Below are 13337 nucleotides of genomic sequence, written 5' to 3'. Positions count from 1 at the left end.
CCTTATATCTCACGACGCCCGACACGAACAAGGGGAGCCACCCACGGAAATTAGTCGTCCGGTTCAACCGAGATGGCGTCGGTCGCCGCGCCGCTCCGATAGACCGCATAGAGGACCAGCACCGCGATCAGGAAGTCCGAACCGTGCTCGACGAGGTGGTGGGCCGTCATCGGAACGAGGCCGAGGACGGTCCCCAGGCCGGTCACCGACCGGACGACGAGGATGCCGAGCACCACCGTAATGAGCAGATAGCGGAGCGTCCGACGCCGGGAGTACGCGACGAGTCCGGCGACGAACAGCACCGCCGTTCCCAGCACCGCGAGCGCGATCACGCAGACGAGAACGGGGGCAAGCTGGGGGTCCAACCACTCGCTGGCGACTGACGTGGGGAACTCCATACGATCGATACCCGTAATCGGGCGGACACCCACCTATTCCCTTCGGTGTTTCCGGCCGGGCGTCTCTTACCGCGTGCGCGGCGAACCACACGGCGAGGAGGCCATTTCGGGCCGGCGATTCTCCCGACAGGTGCAAGCACTGCCGTTTTCCTCGGATGGCAGCTACCGCGATTGAGGAAGCCATGAGTAACACGAACACCGATACCGACCGCGAGACCAGAACCGACTACAACTCCCTGAACACCGACGCGATCCAGTGGCTGAGCGCCCTCGTCGCGCTGATCGGGCTCTACCTCGTCGCCTCGCCGTTCATCCTCGAGTCGACGGATGCAGCGATCTGGAACGATACGCTCGTCGGGACGGCGATCTTCCTGACCGCCGGCTACAACTTCGTCCGGCTGTCGAGAGATCGCTTGGCGAGCGTCGGCGTCGCGTCGCTCGCCGTCCTGCTCGGTCTCTGGGCGCTTATCTCCCCCGCGGTCATCGAAATGGGGAGCAGCGAGCTCGCGACCGGCACCGCGATCTCCGGCGCGGCCGTCGCGCTGATCTCGGCGTACAACGCCTACGCGAACAACAAGGCCGACACGCCCGAACAGACCCGCGCTCGAGCCTGATGCCGAAATCGAGTCGCGGCGATACCGATTCTTTCGACCGGAACCGCTCGCGGTGAGCGAGCAGCACGTAGATCGCCGAGCGGATGCCGACGCTGTCGATCAGATTTTCGATTTATACTAGATCAGAACGGGTACGTCCGCGAACCGCTCCCGAGAACCGCGGCGGGATAGTGAATTATACTGATACGACGGTAGTCACACGAACGGACGACCCCGCGACTGAGCGACGGTTCTCGAGGGCTGGGAACGTGGGAAACCCGTTATATGTCCCCCGGCAGTAGCCGGCGATACGTCCGCGCTTCGGACCTGGAGATACCGATGACCGACACTCGACAACAGATTCAGGCTCACATCGGCGACAACGCCGGCGTGCATTTCAACGAACTCGTCAGAGAGTCCGACTTCGCACCGGGACAGGTCCAGTATCACATCCGGCGGCTACGGGAGGACGACCGGCTCGTCCGCGAGGAGTTCTACGGCCGAACCCACTACTACCCCCCGGCCTACGACGAGTGGGAACGGGCCGCGCTGGCGCTGTTCCATCGGGAGACCGCTCGAGAGATCGTCGTCTACCTGATCGAACACGAGCCGGCCGGCCCCGGAGACGTCGCCGACGCCCTCGAGATCGCCCGGAGCACGCTCGAGTATCACCTGAATCGGTTAGTCGAACACGACCTCGTCACGAAGCGCTACGACGACCGCAATCGGGTCGTCCTCGAACTGGCCGAGCCCGAAGCGACCGGCCGGCTGCTGGCGACGGTGACGCCGACGGTTCCCGACCGGCTCGTCGACCGGTTTACGCGCCTCGTCGACAAGTTGCTCGCGGGCGGGCAGGAATCGCGGTAGCGGTCGGTCGGTGCAGTTACAGTCCTTGTTGGGTCACGGGTGACAGCACGTCAGAGTCGCCCCGCTCGATCGCGGGCCGGCGTTACTGCATTCCGGGCGTTTCCTCGAGTCGGTCGTAGTGGTCGTTCATCACGTCGAGCGTCGCGATCAGCGCCCCGAGGACGACCGGGCCGTAGAACAGGCCCATGACGCCGAAGGCGTAGACCCCGCCGAGAACCCCGAGGATGATGACGGCGGGGTTGAGTTCGGCGTAGCGATCGACGAGGACCGGGCGGAGATAGTCGTCGGAGAGGCCGACGATGATCACGCTGTAGACGAACAGCCCCACCGCGAACAACGGTTCGCTGATCAGGAAGAGGTAGACGACGGCCGGCCCCCAGACCAGAAACGAGCCGATTAGCGGGATCAGCGAGAGGATGATCATGACGAACGTCCAGAACGCGGCGTTCGGGATGCCGGTCGCCAACAGCCCCAGTCCGGCGAGAGAGCCCTGAATGATCGCGATCAGGACGTGGCCGGCGAGGACGGCCCACATGACTTCGTCCAGTTTCTGGTAGAAATCGTCCTGTGCGTCGTCCGGCAGCGGCGTCAGCTCCCGCAGCCACGCCAACAGGTCCCCACCGTCTTTGAGCAGGTAGTAGAGCAAGAAAAGCGCGAGCCCCAGCCCGATCAACACGTGCGTAAGCGCGCTGAACCACTCGGTCGAGCGCTCGAGCACCATCGTGCCGGCGCTCTGTGCGGCGTCGGCGACCGCCGCCGGCAGATCGACGGTCTGGCCGGTCTGCTCCTCGATCGCCCGCTCGAGGTCGCCCACCTGCAACGAGTCGGTGTTGATCTGCTCGAGGAGCCGGCGAGCGTCGCTGGCGACCGCCGCGACGATGCCGATCAACGGAATGACGAAGCCGGCGATCGCGAGGGCGACGAGTCCGACGGCGGCGATCGGCGGCGCGACGTGTGTCTCGAGGCGCTGCTGGACCGGGTAGAGGACGTAGGCGATGAGGATGGCACCGAGGATGTACTGGAAAAACGGGAGCACGAGCAACAGGGAGAGATACGCGAAGAGGGCGACGAGGACGAGGAGAAATCCCTTGCTGAGATTCACACCATTATTTTCACCGTTCGAGGCATAAAACCACGGCCTGAACTTGTATTCAGTCCGGACTGTCGTGTGTACCCGTCACACGGCTTCAAGGGGCTGGTTCGCGAATTTCGGACCGAATGTCGACTCAGCTCGATCCCCTCTCGCTCTCGGCTGATCTCCTGTATACGGTCAAGACCGAGGGCAACGCCGATCAGTTACGGGAGCATCTGGCGGCGCTCGAGCGACCGCAGCTAGAGCGAGCGCTCTCCGGTCGGGAGGGGAAACTCGCCTTCTGGCTCAACTGTTACAACGCCTACGCGCAGCTGCTGATAGAGGAAGAAGAACCCGATCTGTTCGAGGGCGGGCTCCTCGATCGGTGGAAGTTCTTCGCGCGCGATCAGATCCCCGTCAGCGGAGTCTGGCTGAGCCTCAACGACATCGAGCACGGCCTGCTCCGGAGTTCCAAGCAGTCGTGGGGCTTCGGCTACGTCCCCCGGCTGCTGTCCTCATCCTTCGAGCGGCAGTTTCGCCTCGAGGAGTGCGACCCGCGGGTGCACTTCGCGCTGGGCCACGGGGCCGAACACTGCCCGCCGATCGCGGTCTACTCGCCGCGGGACGTCGACGAGGAGTTAGATATCGCGATCGAGTGGTTCTTAGAGGAAAACGTCAGCTACGACGACGAGGACGACACGGCGACGGTACCGCAGCTGTTCCGGCAGTACCGCGGTGACTTCGGGGGAAAACAGGGCGTCATCGGCTTTCTCAGGGAGTACAACGCCGTCCCGGCGGGGACGACGCCGGCCCTCGAGTACGAACAGATCGACCACTCCGCAGAACTCGACGTGGATGTAGACGCCGAGGACATCCGATCGTAGCCCGCCGCCGACTCGACCTACTCGAGTCGATCGATGCTCGCCGCCGGCGCGCTCCGCATGACGCTTCGGGCCGCCCGTTCGGCGTTGGACCGCGAGGCGTACCCCTCGCCGCTGTCGGCGACGATGTTGCCGTTCCAGTGGACGAGCCGCCAGCGCCACTGGCCGCCCTTGTCCTCGTAGACCTCGAAGCGACTGGTTCTGCCGGAGTCGGCCGTCTCGTCGGCGTCTGCCGGCGCTGTGGCGTCGTCGGCCGTCACCGCCGTCTCGTCCGCTTCGGCACCGTCTTCGCCACCGTCGCGGTCCGCCACCCCTTCGAGGGGCATCACTGCCGCCGCGGGATCGACGTCCGTCGAGTCCCCGTCCGTGCCGTGATCGGTAGCCTCAGCGGTCTCGGTTGTGGCGGCCTCAGCGGTCTCGGCTGACCCAGCACTCTCGCCATCGGCGCTCGAGTCGCGGTCGGCGACCCGAACGCTCGAGCCGTCGGGGTCGTCCCACTCGAGTTCCAGTTCCAGTTCCAGTTCGCCGACCGGCGGCTCGTCGTCGGCATCGTACTCGGCCTCGAATTCGGCGACGACGCGCTCCGGAACGGCGATCCTGACGGTTCGGTCGTCGCCGGTCAATCGAATAGGGCGGCCGTCCTCGAAGGCAGTCGCGAACTCGCGGAAGACGCCGGCGAGGTCCCCGCGGTCGTACCCGCGCTCGAGTTCGAACTCGGTCGGGCCGTCCGCGTCCGAGTCGTTCGATCCCGCCGAGTCGTCCGATGGGTCCCGGTCGTCCGATGAGTCGACCATACGGGAACTACGACCGGCGGCCGGTTAGTAGTTCGTGCGTTACCCCCGATCGCCGTCGGTCCCACGGGCTGTCGGTGCGTTTTTGTCGCCGCGCTGTCTTCGCTCGCTCGTGACTTCACGCGACTGGCGCGCCGACCGCGAGGCCGTATTCGACCGCGACGGACACTCCTGTCGACACTGCGGCACTGACGGCGGTGACGACGACCCGGTCACGCTTCGGCTCTTTCCCGTCGGCGACGTTCCCCTCGAAGGCGATGTCCACGAGAGCGCGCTCGTTACCGTCTGTGACGACTGTTTCGCGACGCTTGAGGCCCCGCCGTCGACGGACCCGGTCGCCAGCGACGACCTGTTTCACCGCGTCCGCGAGACGACCGGCGTGCAGGGCGAGACGATTTCGGATGTCGCGTCGTTCGCGTCGGTCGCGACGTCGCTGCCTGCCACCCTCGAGTCGGCCGTCGACGACGGCACGGACGCCGCCCTCGACGACTCGATCTCGGCGTACCGCCGCAGTCGCCGCGACGTGTTGCTCGCGATCGCGATCGTCGATGCGCGACTCGAGCGCCTCGCCGCCATCGACGACGGCGCGTACGACCCCGAGATCTGGACCGCGCTCGAGGACTTCTCCGACACCGCGGCCGACCTGCAGTCGACGCTGCGCGAGGTCGTCACGCTGAGCGAAACGGTCGCGGTCGGCCTCGAGCGCTGCCACGGCTGTTTCGACTCGCTCGAGGGCGAGACGTGCAAACGCTGCGGGCTCGAGGCGTACGAGACGGCGGCGTGGCAGGACGAGGACGGAACGCTCGCGTTCGAGGCGCTGTTCGAGACGATCAACGACCGGCTACAGGGGGCTTCGGCGACGACCGAGACGTTGACCGATCGGACGACGACGCTCGCGCGACGGCTCACGGCAGCGTAGTCGGAAAAGCCGATTTTACGGGCAGTTCGGTCAGGAGTTGACGGGCTCGCTCGCATCGAAGTTCGCGACCGTTTCGTCGGTCACGCCGCCCCGCGAGAACAGCGTGACGATGTCGTCGGCGCGGATCTCCGTATCGCCGTGGGGCGTCAACACCGTATCGTCCCGTTCGATAGCGATCACGAGTGTGTCGTCGGTGAGCGTGTCACAGCGGGCCGCCTCCTGAATCCGCATGCCGGCGGCCGGGGCGTCCCGATCGACGGTTACCTCCGCGACTTCCGCATCGCCGGAGAGGCTGATGAAGTCCGTGAGCACGGCGTTTTGGGTTTCGTCGTTAGGTCCGTACGGCGCGTACGCGCAGGTCGTTTCGGTCTGGACGAGGACCTCGTCTTCGATCTCGACGCCGAGGTCCGAGAGCGAGCGGGCGATCCGGCGTAAGTCCTCGGTGTCGCTCCCGATCGCGAGCACGTGCAGGTTCCGCCGGCCCGTCATCAGTTCGCGGACGTTGACGACCCCCGGGATGATCCGGGCCTGTCGCGCGACCGACTCCCGCTCGGAGACCGGCGCGTTGCACATGAAGAGGTTCGGCAGATGGCCATCTGCCCGTTCGAAATCGATGCTCGCGTGATAGCCGGTGATGACGCCCTGTTCCTCGAGTTGCGAGATTCGGTTCCGAATCGTTCCGGGAGAGACGTTCAGATCGTCCGCGATCGTTGGGGCCGAGGTGTTCCGCGCGTCACCCATCAGCGCGTGGATAATCCGCCGATCGATCTCGTCGAGCCGATAGTCCATACCCGTTCGTTAGATCCGCCGCTATATGCTGGTTTACTTCCGATCGTATCATTCTCACATCTATTTTCAGCAATCAGTAATTCAAGTCTAGAAAATTGAGGTATACGTAATACGATCGGTTATTTTATATTTCTGCGGGGGAAGGGTCGAACCGATGACCGCGTCACAACTCAAGCCGCCGATTTCGGAGGGGACGGAACCGATCGCTGGACCGAACCCGTTCGAAGTCGATCGGAGCGAGGGGTGAGTCAATGGAACGCTCCCTCTTCGAGACGGTCCTCGTCCCGATCGCCAACGAGCGAGATGCCGAGGCCACGTGTCGGGCGATCCTCCGGGAAATCGGCGACGGTGACGCGACGCTACACGTCGTTCACGTGATCGAGAAAGCCGGCGGTGCGCCCGACAAAGCCGGCGTCGAACAGCGGAGAGAGTTTGCCGACCGCATCTTCGATCGCGTCGATACGGCACTGGCCACGGAACCCATTCCCCTCGAGACAGCGGTCCTCTACGGAACCGACGTCGCGACGGCGATTCTCGAGCACGCCGACCGACTCGACGCCACGTCGATCATGTTCACGCCCCGCGGCGCGAGTCGGTGGAAGAAGTTGCTCTCCGGCGACGTCGCACAGAAACTGCTCTCGAACACCGACCGGCCGCTGGTGATCCTCCCGCCGGGGGATACCGATGAGTGACGACGAACTCGCCAAGGACCTGGGACTCCTATCGGCGCTTGCGATCGGTATGGGGACGATGATCGGCGCGGGGATCTTCGTCCTCCCCGGGGCCGCCGCCCAGGAGGCCGGCCCGATCGTCGTCGCCTCGTTCGTGATCGGCGGCGCGATCGCGATGGTCAACGCGTTGGCGGTGAGCGAACTCGGGACGGCGATGCCGAAAGCCGGCGGCGGCTACTACTACGTCAACCGCGGCCTCGGCCCGCTGTTCGGGTCGATCTCCGGCATGGGTGACTGGATGGGGCTGGCCTTCGCCTCGGCGTTTTACTGCATCGGCTTCGGGGGGTATCTCACCGACCTGCTCGCCGGGACGGTGCTCGCGCTCCCGACCCTCGAGTTCGGGCTGGTCGCGCTGACGGACATCCAACTCGGCGCGCTGATCGCCGGGCTCCTGTTCGTCGGGGTCAACTACATGGGCGCGAAGGAGACCGGCGGCGTCCAGACGGTGATCGTCACGGTCCTGCTTGGCATTCTCACCGTCTTCGCCGCGACCGGCTTCCTGCACTTCGACTGGGGGACGCTGACCACCGACGGGCTCGCGCCGACCGAGCAGGGGTACGGCGCGATCCTCCCCGGCACCGCCCTCGTCTTCGTCTCCTTTCTGGGCTACGCGAAAATCGCGACCGTCGCGGAGGAACTGAAAAATCCCGGTCGGAACCTCCCGATCGCGGTCATCGGCAGCGTCGCCGTCGTGACGGCCATCTACGCCGTCCTCGTCGGCACGATGGTCGGCATCGTCCCGTGGCACTCGCTCGACGACAGCGTCCCCGTCTCGCAGGTCGCCGAAATCACGTTCGCCGGAATCCCCGTGCTCGACGCCGTCGGCGTCACCCTGATCTCGCTGGCCGCGATGCTCGCGACCGCCTCGAGCGCGAACGCGTCGATCCTCTCGTCGGCCCGGATCAATTTCGCGATGGGCCGGGACAAGATCGTCACGGACAAACTCAACGAGATCCACCCCACGTACGCGACGCCGTACCGGTCGATCCTGCTGACCGGCAGCGTCATCGTCGTGTTCATCGCCGCGCTCGGCCAGGACCTCGAGATCCTCGCGAAGGCGGCGAGCGTGCTCCACCTGATCGTCTACGGCCTGATGAACCTCGCGCTGATCGCGTTCCGGCAGGCCGACGTGCCCGACTACGATCCGGACTTCCGGGTACCGTTCTACCCGGTGACGCCGATCGTCGGCGCGGTGCTTTCCTTCGGGCTCATCGGGTTCATGAACCCGATCGAGATCGGGCTGAGCCTCGCGTTCGTCGCCGTCGCGGTGCTGTGGTACGCGCTGTACGCGCGCTCGAAGACGCCTCGGCAGGGCGTCCTCGGCCAGTACGTCCTCGACCGCTCCGATGCGATGCCCGATATCGCGGTTTCGGCGGCCAGTGCAGCCAGCCCTGACGCCGCGGACGAACACCGCGTGATGGTCCCGCTGTCGAACCCGCGGACTGAACGGCACCTCGTCTCGCTCGCCAGCACGCTCGCCGCCGAACGCGACGGCATCGTCCATGCGGTCCACATCGTGCAGGTCCCCGACCAGACGCCGCTGGACCGCGGCGCTGAACGGATCGACACCGAATCCGAGAAACTGCTCGAGCAGGCCCGCGAGCACGCCGCGGCCCACGACGTGGAGATCGAGACGACGACGATCGCCTCGCACCGCTCCGTCGAGGAGGTGTTCGACGCCGCCCGCCAGTACGACGACGATCAGGTGGTGATGGGCTGGGGCGGGGACCGGCCGTGGTCAGTAGGTCGCGCCGAACAGCCGCTCGACGAACTCGCCCGCGACCTCCCGTGTGACTTCCTCGTGTTGAAAGACCGGGGCTACGATCCCAGCCGGATCCTGCTGCCGACCGCCGGCGGGCCGGACTCCGATCTCAGCGCCGAGATCGCGAGAACCCTGCGTTCAGCCACCGGTGCCTCGATCGACCTGCTCCACGTCGTCGACGACGAGAGCGAGCGCGAGGCGGGCGAGGCGTTCCTCACCGAGTGGGCTGCCGACCACGATATCGGGGACGCCGTGCTCACGGTCGATACATCGGGCGACATCGAAGGCGCGATCGCCCGCGAAGCCGCCGGGGAGACGCTCGTGGTCATCGGCGCGACGGAACGCGGCCTGCTCTCCCGACTCGTCCGCGGTTCGCTCGTCTTCGACGTCGTCGACGACCTCGAGTGTTCCGTGTTGCTCGCCGAGCGGCCGACGAAGCGGTCGCTCCGCGAGCGGTTGTTCGGACGGTCGAAGGAGTAGAAACGGCCGATTCGAAACGGCTTACAGTTCGGTCGCGGCCTCGAGCGAGAGGTCGATCGCGCGCCCGACGTTATTTTTCGCTTTGTCGGGGAGTTCGTCGTCCTCGGTATCGGTCCCCTTCTGAGTCCCTTCGACGAGGTTGCCGTCGACGGTACAAATCGCGCCGGCGCGCAGTCCCTTGCGGCGGGCCAGCGAGAAGACGGCGGCGGCCTCCATCTCGACGGCTAACATACCGGCGGCCTCCCAATCGGCGACGTGCTCGTCGGTCTCGGCGTAGAAGGCGTCGTCGGAGACGATGGGGCCGACGTGGACGTCCTCGTCGTTCGCCTCGGCGGAGTCGACCAGCGCCGAGAGCACGTCGTAGTCCGGGACTGCGGGATACTCGGCGGCCTCGTAGCGCTTGCTCGTCCCCTCGTGTTTCGCCGCGCCCGTCGCGACGATCATGTCGCCGATCTCGATGCCGGACTGAAGCGCGCCAGTCGTGCCGACCCTGAGGAACGTCTCGACGCCGACGTTGGCCATCTCCTCAACGGCGATGGCGGCGGACGGACAGCCAATCCCCGTCGAGCAGATCGTTAGCTCCCGGCCCTCGTAGGTGGCGTTGACGAGCTTGTACTCGCGGTTTTGTGCGACCGTCTCGGACTCGTCGCAGTGATCAGCGATTCGATCGACTCGCCCCGGGTCGCCCGGAATGAGCGCAATATCCGTCAGATCTCCGTCATCGACCAGCAGGTGTGGCTGCGTCGCCATACCGTCGGATTCCGCGGGCGGTGCAAAAAAAGGTTCGAGGAAGGGCCGAGACATGATCGACTCGTCCGGCGACCCTCGACAGCACCCCGTTTCCCCCGCCCGGCCGACGAACCGGCGACTCGCCCGTCGCCGTCAGTCGATCGGACACACGTCGACGCGTTCGGGTCGGATGGTGACGGTCGCGTCGTCGACCTCGAACTCGACGGTCCCCGCGGATCGGGTATCGCCGCGGTTCGTTTCGGCGAAGAGGCTATCGAGCGCGTCCGGATCGATGTAGTCGTAGAGTTGCGTACTGGCCGTGGTGACGTCGTCACCGTAATACCGTGCCAGCGCCGTTGCAGCGGCGATACTCGGCGGTTCGTCTTCTCGTCGGTCGTACTGGATGCGCCGTCGAAGGTCACATCCGTGGGACTGGTTTACCCTTCCTTCCGTCATGTCTCTCAGTCACGGGATCGTGACTGTTCACTCGAGTGGCCAACGTCGTCGCCCATATAGCTACCGTCAGACACCACCCGGTGAGAACCGCAGGACTGCGGCGCTTTCGGGCGGGTACGAGAGCAGGGAAGAAGGCACCGGTCAGGATCGATCCGTGAGAACGTCTTCGACCGCCCCTTTCGTCGGCGTGTTCCGAGCCCCGTCGCGGCTCGCAGTCAGCGCACCGCAGGCGTTGCCGACCGCGAGCGCGCGGTCGATCTCGCGCTCCCGGAGCCACGTCGCGAGGAAGCCCGCGGCGAAGGCGTCGCCAGCACCGGCGGTGTCGACGGGATCGATGTCGAACCCCGGGTGAACGACCGGACCGTCCGGCGTGTACGCTTCCGCGCCGTCGGCCCCGCAGGTCACGACGACGATCCGAGCGTCAGTCGCCGCATCGATCGAGTCCCCCTCGAGCAGTGCCGCGGCTTCCCGGTCGCTGACGAAGACGAGGTCGGCGAGCGCGAGCGCCTCGCCGTAGTCCCGATCGCCGATTCGGCGGCCGGGGTCGAAACTGACTGAGATACCGGCCTCGCTCGCAATCCGTGCGATCGCAGCGGCGGTCTCGGGCCACTGTCCCGTGAGGTGGACGTGATCGACCGCTCGGATCCGCGCCGGCTCGAGGTCGGCGGGCGTCACGGCCTCGTTGACGCCGTCGTTGCCGAGGATCGCGACCTCGCCGGTCTCGTCGACTAACAGGTACTTGACGGCCGTTTCGGCCCCCTCGATCACGCGGACCCCCTCGAGGGAGACGCCCGCGGCCTCGAGTTCCCGACGGGCGAGCAGGCCGTGGTCGTCGTCGCCGACGCTGCCGATCAGTTCGGTCTCGACCTCGAGGCCGGCGAGTGCGGCGGCGACGTTGGCGGCGCTGCCGCCGCCCGACTGGCGCTGCGAGCGGATCGCCGCCTCGCCATCGGGTTCGGGAAACCTGTCGACGCGAAGGGTCACGTCCCAGTTGACGTGCCCAGCGGTGAGTACCGTGATCGGATCCATTCGAGACTACTGAGAGGACGGCTCGGCCCGGCAAAAATCTAGGGACAACGCGGCGGAGTCACGCGGTTGTGGTGGGACTCGAACCCTCAGGCGACGGCGAACAACAGCGTGTTGTGGACCGCCGGGCCGAGCCCGACCGCGGCGACCAGTGCGAGCATCGTCCGGCCCTGCCGCGGTGCCTCCTCGACGTACTCCCGGAAGAGCCCGAGGATGACCAGCGCGAGGGCGACCTTGACGAGGACGAACAGCCAGCCGGCACCGATGTACTCCGCGGTCGGCAGCGCCTCGCCGGCCTCGAGAATCAGCAGCGAGAGCGGTACGTCCTCGCCGGCCGCGAGGACGTCGTAGCCGATCGCGGTCGTGACGCCGTCCAAGGTGTGGCCGAAGACGACGAGCGCGCCCGTCGCGCTCGTCGTCGTCGCGATGTCGGTAACCCAGAGACTGAGCGCGATCCACGCGACCGCGGTGGCGACGCCCGCGACGACGACGGCGATGACGGGCCAGAACGGCTCGAGGGTTCCGTCTTCGAGCCCGACCGAAAGCGCGAACATCGTGAAGACGGTGAAAAACGCCGTCCCGGCGATGCCGACAAAGCGGGGGATCGTTTGCTGTAACCCGCCGACGTGGAGGAAAATAGAGATAATCCAGACGATTCCCGCGACGGTCGCGGTCACCGCGTAGACCATCGGCGCGGTAAACAGCGGCTCGATCGTCGCCGGGAACGCGCCCAGCTTGTAGAGGACGTGGAGACACGCGCCGAACATCATCCACGGCGCGAACGCGATGACCGTCCGGTCCGTCACCGGCGGCTCGAGTGCCCACAACAGCGCGATAACCCCGCCGAGAACGACGATCACCGGACCCAGCAGGTACCACGGCGGGACGACGAACCCCTCGGGTAATACCATAGGGTGGAATAGCTCACACCAGTGACTAACACTTTCCGATTATCGGATATTCGGAGCCGCGAACGCGGTTGGCACTGGCGATAATTGACGCGGAGGGGAATCACGGCCGAGGGATGCAGACGGCGACGGGCCGGCGATTCCCTCGAGCGCGGTCACGGCGGCAACCATCGCCGCGCCGCGAGTCCATTGTAGCGACGGCACCGCGAAGGACGATCGGGCGGCTTTTTCTTTATCCGGCGAGTCGACCCGTGTATGGACCGCAGCGAACTCGCCCCCCTGATCGACCACACCGTCCTCGGCCCCGAGACGACCCTTGAGGACGTTCGAGACGTCCTCGACGCGGCCGCCGAGTACGGCATGAACGCCTGTATCCCGCCCTACGCGGTTGAGACGGCCGCCGAGTACGAACCCGACGTGACCCTCGCAACGGTGATCGGTTTCCCGCACGGCCAGCACGCGCCCGCGGTGAAACGCAAAGCGGGAGTCGCGGCGTGGCAAGACGGCGCGGACGAACTCGACGTCGTGATCAACGTCGGCCGCCTGCGAGCGGGCGAGGACGAGGCAGTCGAGGCGGAACTCGCGGAGCTGGTCGCCGCGGTGCCGATCCCGGTCAAGGTGATCATCGAAACCGCGCTCCTGACCGACGCCGAGAAACGCCGGGCCTGCGAGGCCGCCGTCGCGGCCGACGCGGCGATGGTCAAAACCTCGACCGGCTTCGCCGGCGGCGGTGCCACGGTCGACGACGTCGAACTCATGAGCGAGTACCTCCCCGTCAAGGCCAGCGGCGGCGTCGGCAGCTACGACGACGCGATCGCGATGCTCGAGGCCGGAGCCGAACGGATCGGGGCCTCGAGCGGGGTCGACATTCTCGAGGGGACACCGGAGTAGAAGCCCGACGGAAACTGCCCGCCGACCTCGAGCGAAGCCGAACG

Annotated in this window: 15 protein-coding genes; 7 read left to right on the top strand and 8 right to left on the bottom strand. The window is 66.3% G+C overall.

What is annotated here, in order from left to right:
- Positions 1 to 50: 50 nt before the first annotated feature.
- Positions 51 to 398, bottom strand: coding sequence for a DUF7471 family protein (locus tag C489_RS00515; protein WP_006429117.1), 348 nt, complete (start codon positions 396 to 398; stop codon positions 51 to 53).
- Between the two features lie 182 nt (positions 399 to 580).
- Between C489_RS00515 and C489_RS00510 the strand changes: the two genes are divergently transcribed.
- Entirely contained in the window at positions 581 to 1012 is a 432-nt protein-coding gene (locus tag C489_RS00510; RefSeq protein WP_006429116.1) for an SPW repeat domain-containing protein, read from the top strand.
- 318 nt (positions 1013 to 1330) lie between these two features.
- A complete protein-coding gene (locus C489_RS00505) occupies positions 1331 to 1858 on the top strand; it encodes a winged helix-turn-helix transcriptional regulator (protein ID WP_006429115.1) in 528 nt (175 codons plus the stop codon).
- An 82-nt stretch (positions 1859 to 1940) separates the two neighbouring features.
- Here the strand turns inward: C489_RS00505 and C489_RS00500 are convergent, their stop codons facing one another.
- The gene (locus C489_RS00500; RefSeq protein ID WP_006429114.1) at positions 1941 to 2960 is read right to left on the bottom strand and encodes an AI-2E family transporter; all 1020 of its coding nucleotides are present in this window, start codon (positions 2958 to 2960) and stop codon (positions 1941 to 1943) included.
- Between the two features lie 116 nt (positions 2961 to 3076).
- Here C489_RS00500 and C489_RS00495 point away from each other — a divergent pair, with 116 nt between their 5' ends.
- Positions 3077 to 3814 carry a DUF547 domain-containing protein gene (locus C489_RS00495; RefSeq protein ID WP_006429113.1) on the top strand — a complete coding sequence of 246 codons (738 nt, stop codon included), beginning with the start codon at positions 3077 to 3079 and terminating at the stop codon, positions 3812 to 3814.
- A 17-nt stretch (positions 3815 to 3831) separates the two neighbouring features.
- On the opposite strand, the gene C489_RS00490 is transcribed toward C489_RS00495, so the two are convergent.
- Positions 3832 to 4605: an amphi-Trp domain-containing protein gene (locus C489_RS00490; RefSeq protein WP_006429112.1), complete on the bottom strand. Its 774-nt coding sequence runs from the start codon at positions 4603 to 4605 to the stop codon at positions 3832 to 3834.
- Positions 4606 to 4714: 109 nt separating this feature from the next.
- Here C489_RS00490 and C489_RS00485 point away from each other — a divergent pair, with 109 nt between their 5' ends.
- Positions 4715 to 5521 carry an HNH endonuclease gene (locus C489_RS00485; protein WP_006429111.1) on the top strand — a complete coding sequence of 269 codons (807 nt, stop codon included), beginning with the start codon at positions 4715 to 4717 and terminating at the stop codon, positions 5519 to 5521.
- 30 nt (positions 5522 to 5551) lie between these two features.
- Here C489_RS00485 and C489_RS00480 read toward each other — a convergent pair whose 3' ends face one another.
- Positions 5552 to 6310: an Lrp/AsnC family transcriptional regulator gene (locus C489_RS00480; protein ID WP_006429110.1), complete on the bottom strand. Its 759-nt coding sequence runs from the start codon at positions 6308 to 6310 to the stop codon at positions 5552 to 5554.
- 251 nt (positions 6311 to 6561) lie between these two features.
- Between C489_RS00480 and C489_RS00475 the strand changes: the two genes are divergently transcribed.
- On the top strand, positions 6562 to 7002 hold the full coding sequence (locus C489_RS00475) for a universal stress protein (RefSeq protein ID WP_006429109.1): 441 nt from the start codon (positions 6562 to 6564) through the stop codon (positions 7000 to 7002).
- Positions 6995 to 9283, top strand: coding sequence for an amino acid permease (locus C489_RS00470; RefSeq protein WP_006429108.1), 2289 nt, complete (start codon positions 6995 to 6997; stop codon positions 9281 to 9283). The genes C489_RS00475 and C489_RS00470 overlap by 8 nt, the downstream gene beginning before the upstream one ends.
- 21 nt (positions 9284 to 9304) lie before the next feature.
- Here C489_RS00470 and C489_RS00465 read toward each other — a convergent pair whose 3' ends face one another.
- The 4 genes from C489_RS00465 to C489_RS00450 form a co-directional block, all read right to left on the bottom strand.
- The gene (locus tag C489_RS00465) at positions 9305 to 10033 is read right to left on the bottom strand and encodes a nucleoside phosphorylase (protein ID WP_006429107.1); all 729 of its coding nucleotides are present in this window, start codon (positions 10031 to 10033) and stop codon (positions 9305 to 9307) included.
- Positions 10034 to 10165: 132 nt separating this feature from the next.
- Entirely contained in the window at positions 10166 to 10468 is a 303-nt protein-coding gene (locus C489_RS00460) for a HalOD1 output domain-containing protein (protein WP_006429106.1), read from the bottom strand.
- Between the two features lie 141 nt (positions 10469 to 10609).
- Entirely contained in the window at positions 10610 to 11497 is an 888-nt protein-coding gene (locus C489_RS00455; protein ID WP_006429105.1) for a carbohydrate kinase family protein, read from the bottom strand.
- An 86-nt stretch (positions 11498 to 11583) separates the two neighbouring features.
- On the bottom strand, positions 11584 to 12405 hold the full coding sequence (locus tag C489_RS00450) for a DUF63 family protein (RefSeq protein ID WP_006429103.1): 822 nt from the start codon (positions 12403 to 12405) through the stop codon (positions 11584 to 11586).
- A gap of 252 nt (positions 12406 to 12657) precedes the next feature.
- Between C489_RS00450 and deoC the strand changes: the two genes are divergently transcribed.
- On the top strand, positions 12658 to 13293 hold the full coding sequence (deoC, locus tag C489_RS00445) for a deoxyribose-phosphate aldolase (protein WP_006429102.1): 636 nt from the start codon (positions 12658 to 12660) through the stop codon (positions 13291 to 13293).
- Positions 13294 to 13337: the final 44 nt, after the last annotated feature.

It is taken from the genome of Natrinema versiforme JCM 10478, assembly GCF_000337195.1.
In the GTDB taxonomy this organism is placed as follows: domain Archaea; phylum Halobacteriota; class Halobacteria; order Halobacteriales; family Natrialbaceae; genus Natrinema; species Natrinema versiforme.
This window is presented reverse-complemented; position numbering and strand designations above follow the sequence as displayed.

Bases quoted from the DNA above. Each gene is read 5' to 3' on its own strand.
- C489_RS00450 (WP_006429103.1), bottom strand. From the start codon at position 12,405: ATGGTATTACCCGAGGGGTTCGTCGTCCCGCCGTGGTACCTGCTGGGT.
- C489_RS00505 (WP_006429115.1), top strand. From the start codon at position 1,331: ATGACCGACACTCGACAACAGATTCAGGCTCACATCGGCGACAACGCC.
- C489_RS00495 (WP_006429113.1), top strand. From the start codon at position 3,077: ATGTCGACTCAGCTCGATCCCCTCTCGCTCTCGGCTGATCTCCTGTAT.
- C489_RS00490 (WP_006429112.1), bottom strand. From the start codon at position 4,605: ATGGTCGACTCATCGGACGACCGGGACCCATCGGACGACTCGGCGGGA.
- C489_RS00455 (WP_006429105.1), bottom strand. From the start codon at position 11,497: ATGGATCCGATCACGGTACTCACCGCTGGGCACGTCAACTGGGACGTG.
- C489_RS00460 (WP_006429106.1), bottom strand. From the start codon at position 10,468: ATGACGGAAGGAAGGGTAAACCAGTCCCACGGATGTGACCTTCGACGG.
- C489_RS00515 (WP_006429117.1), bottom strand. From the start codon at position 398: ATGGAGTTCCCCACGTCAGTCGCCAGCGAGTGGTTGGACCCCCAGCTT.
- deoC (WP_006429102.1), top strand. From the start codon at position 12,658: ATGGACCGCAGCGAACTCGCCCCCCTGATCGACCACACCGTCCTCGGC.
- C489_RS00465 (WP_006429107.1), bottom strand. From the start codon at position 10,033: ATGGCGACGCAGCCACACCTGCTGGTCGATGACGGAGATCTGACGGAT.
- C489_RS00475 (WP_006429109.1), top strand. From the start codon at position 6,562: ATGGAACGCTCCCTCTTCGAGACGGTCCTCGTCCCGATCGCCAACGAG.
- C489_RS00470 (WP_006429108.1), top strand. From the start codon at position 6,995: ATGAGTGACGACGAACTCGCCAAGGACCTGGGACTCCTATCGGCGCTT.
- C489_RS00480 (WP_006429110.1), bottom strand. From the start codon at position 6,310: ATGGACTATCGGCTCGACGAGATCGATCGGCGGATTATCCACGCGCTG.
- C489_RS00510 (WP_006429116.1), top strand. From the start codon at position 581: ATGAGTAACACGAACACCGATACCGACCGCGAGACCAGAACCGACTAC.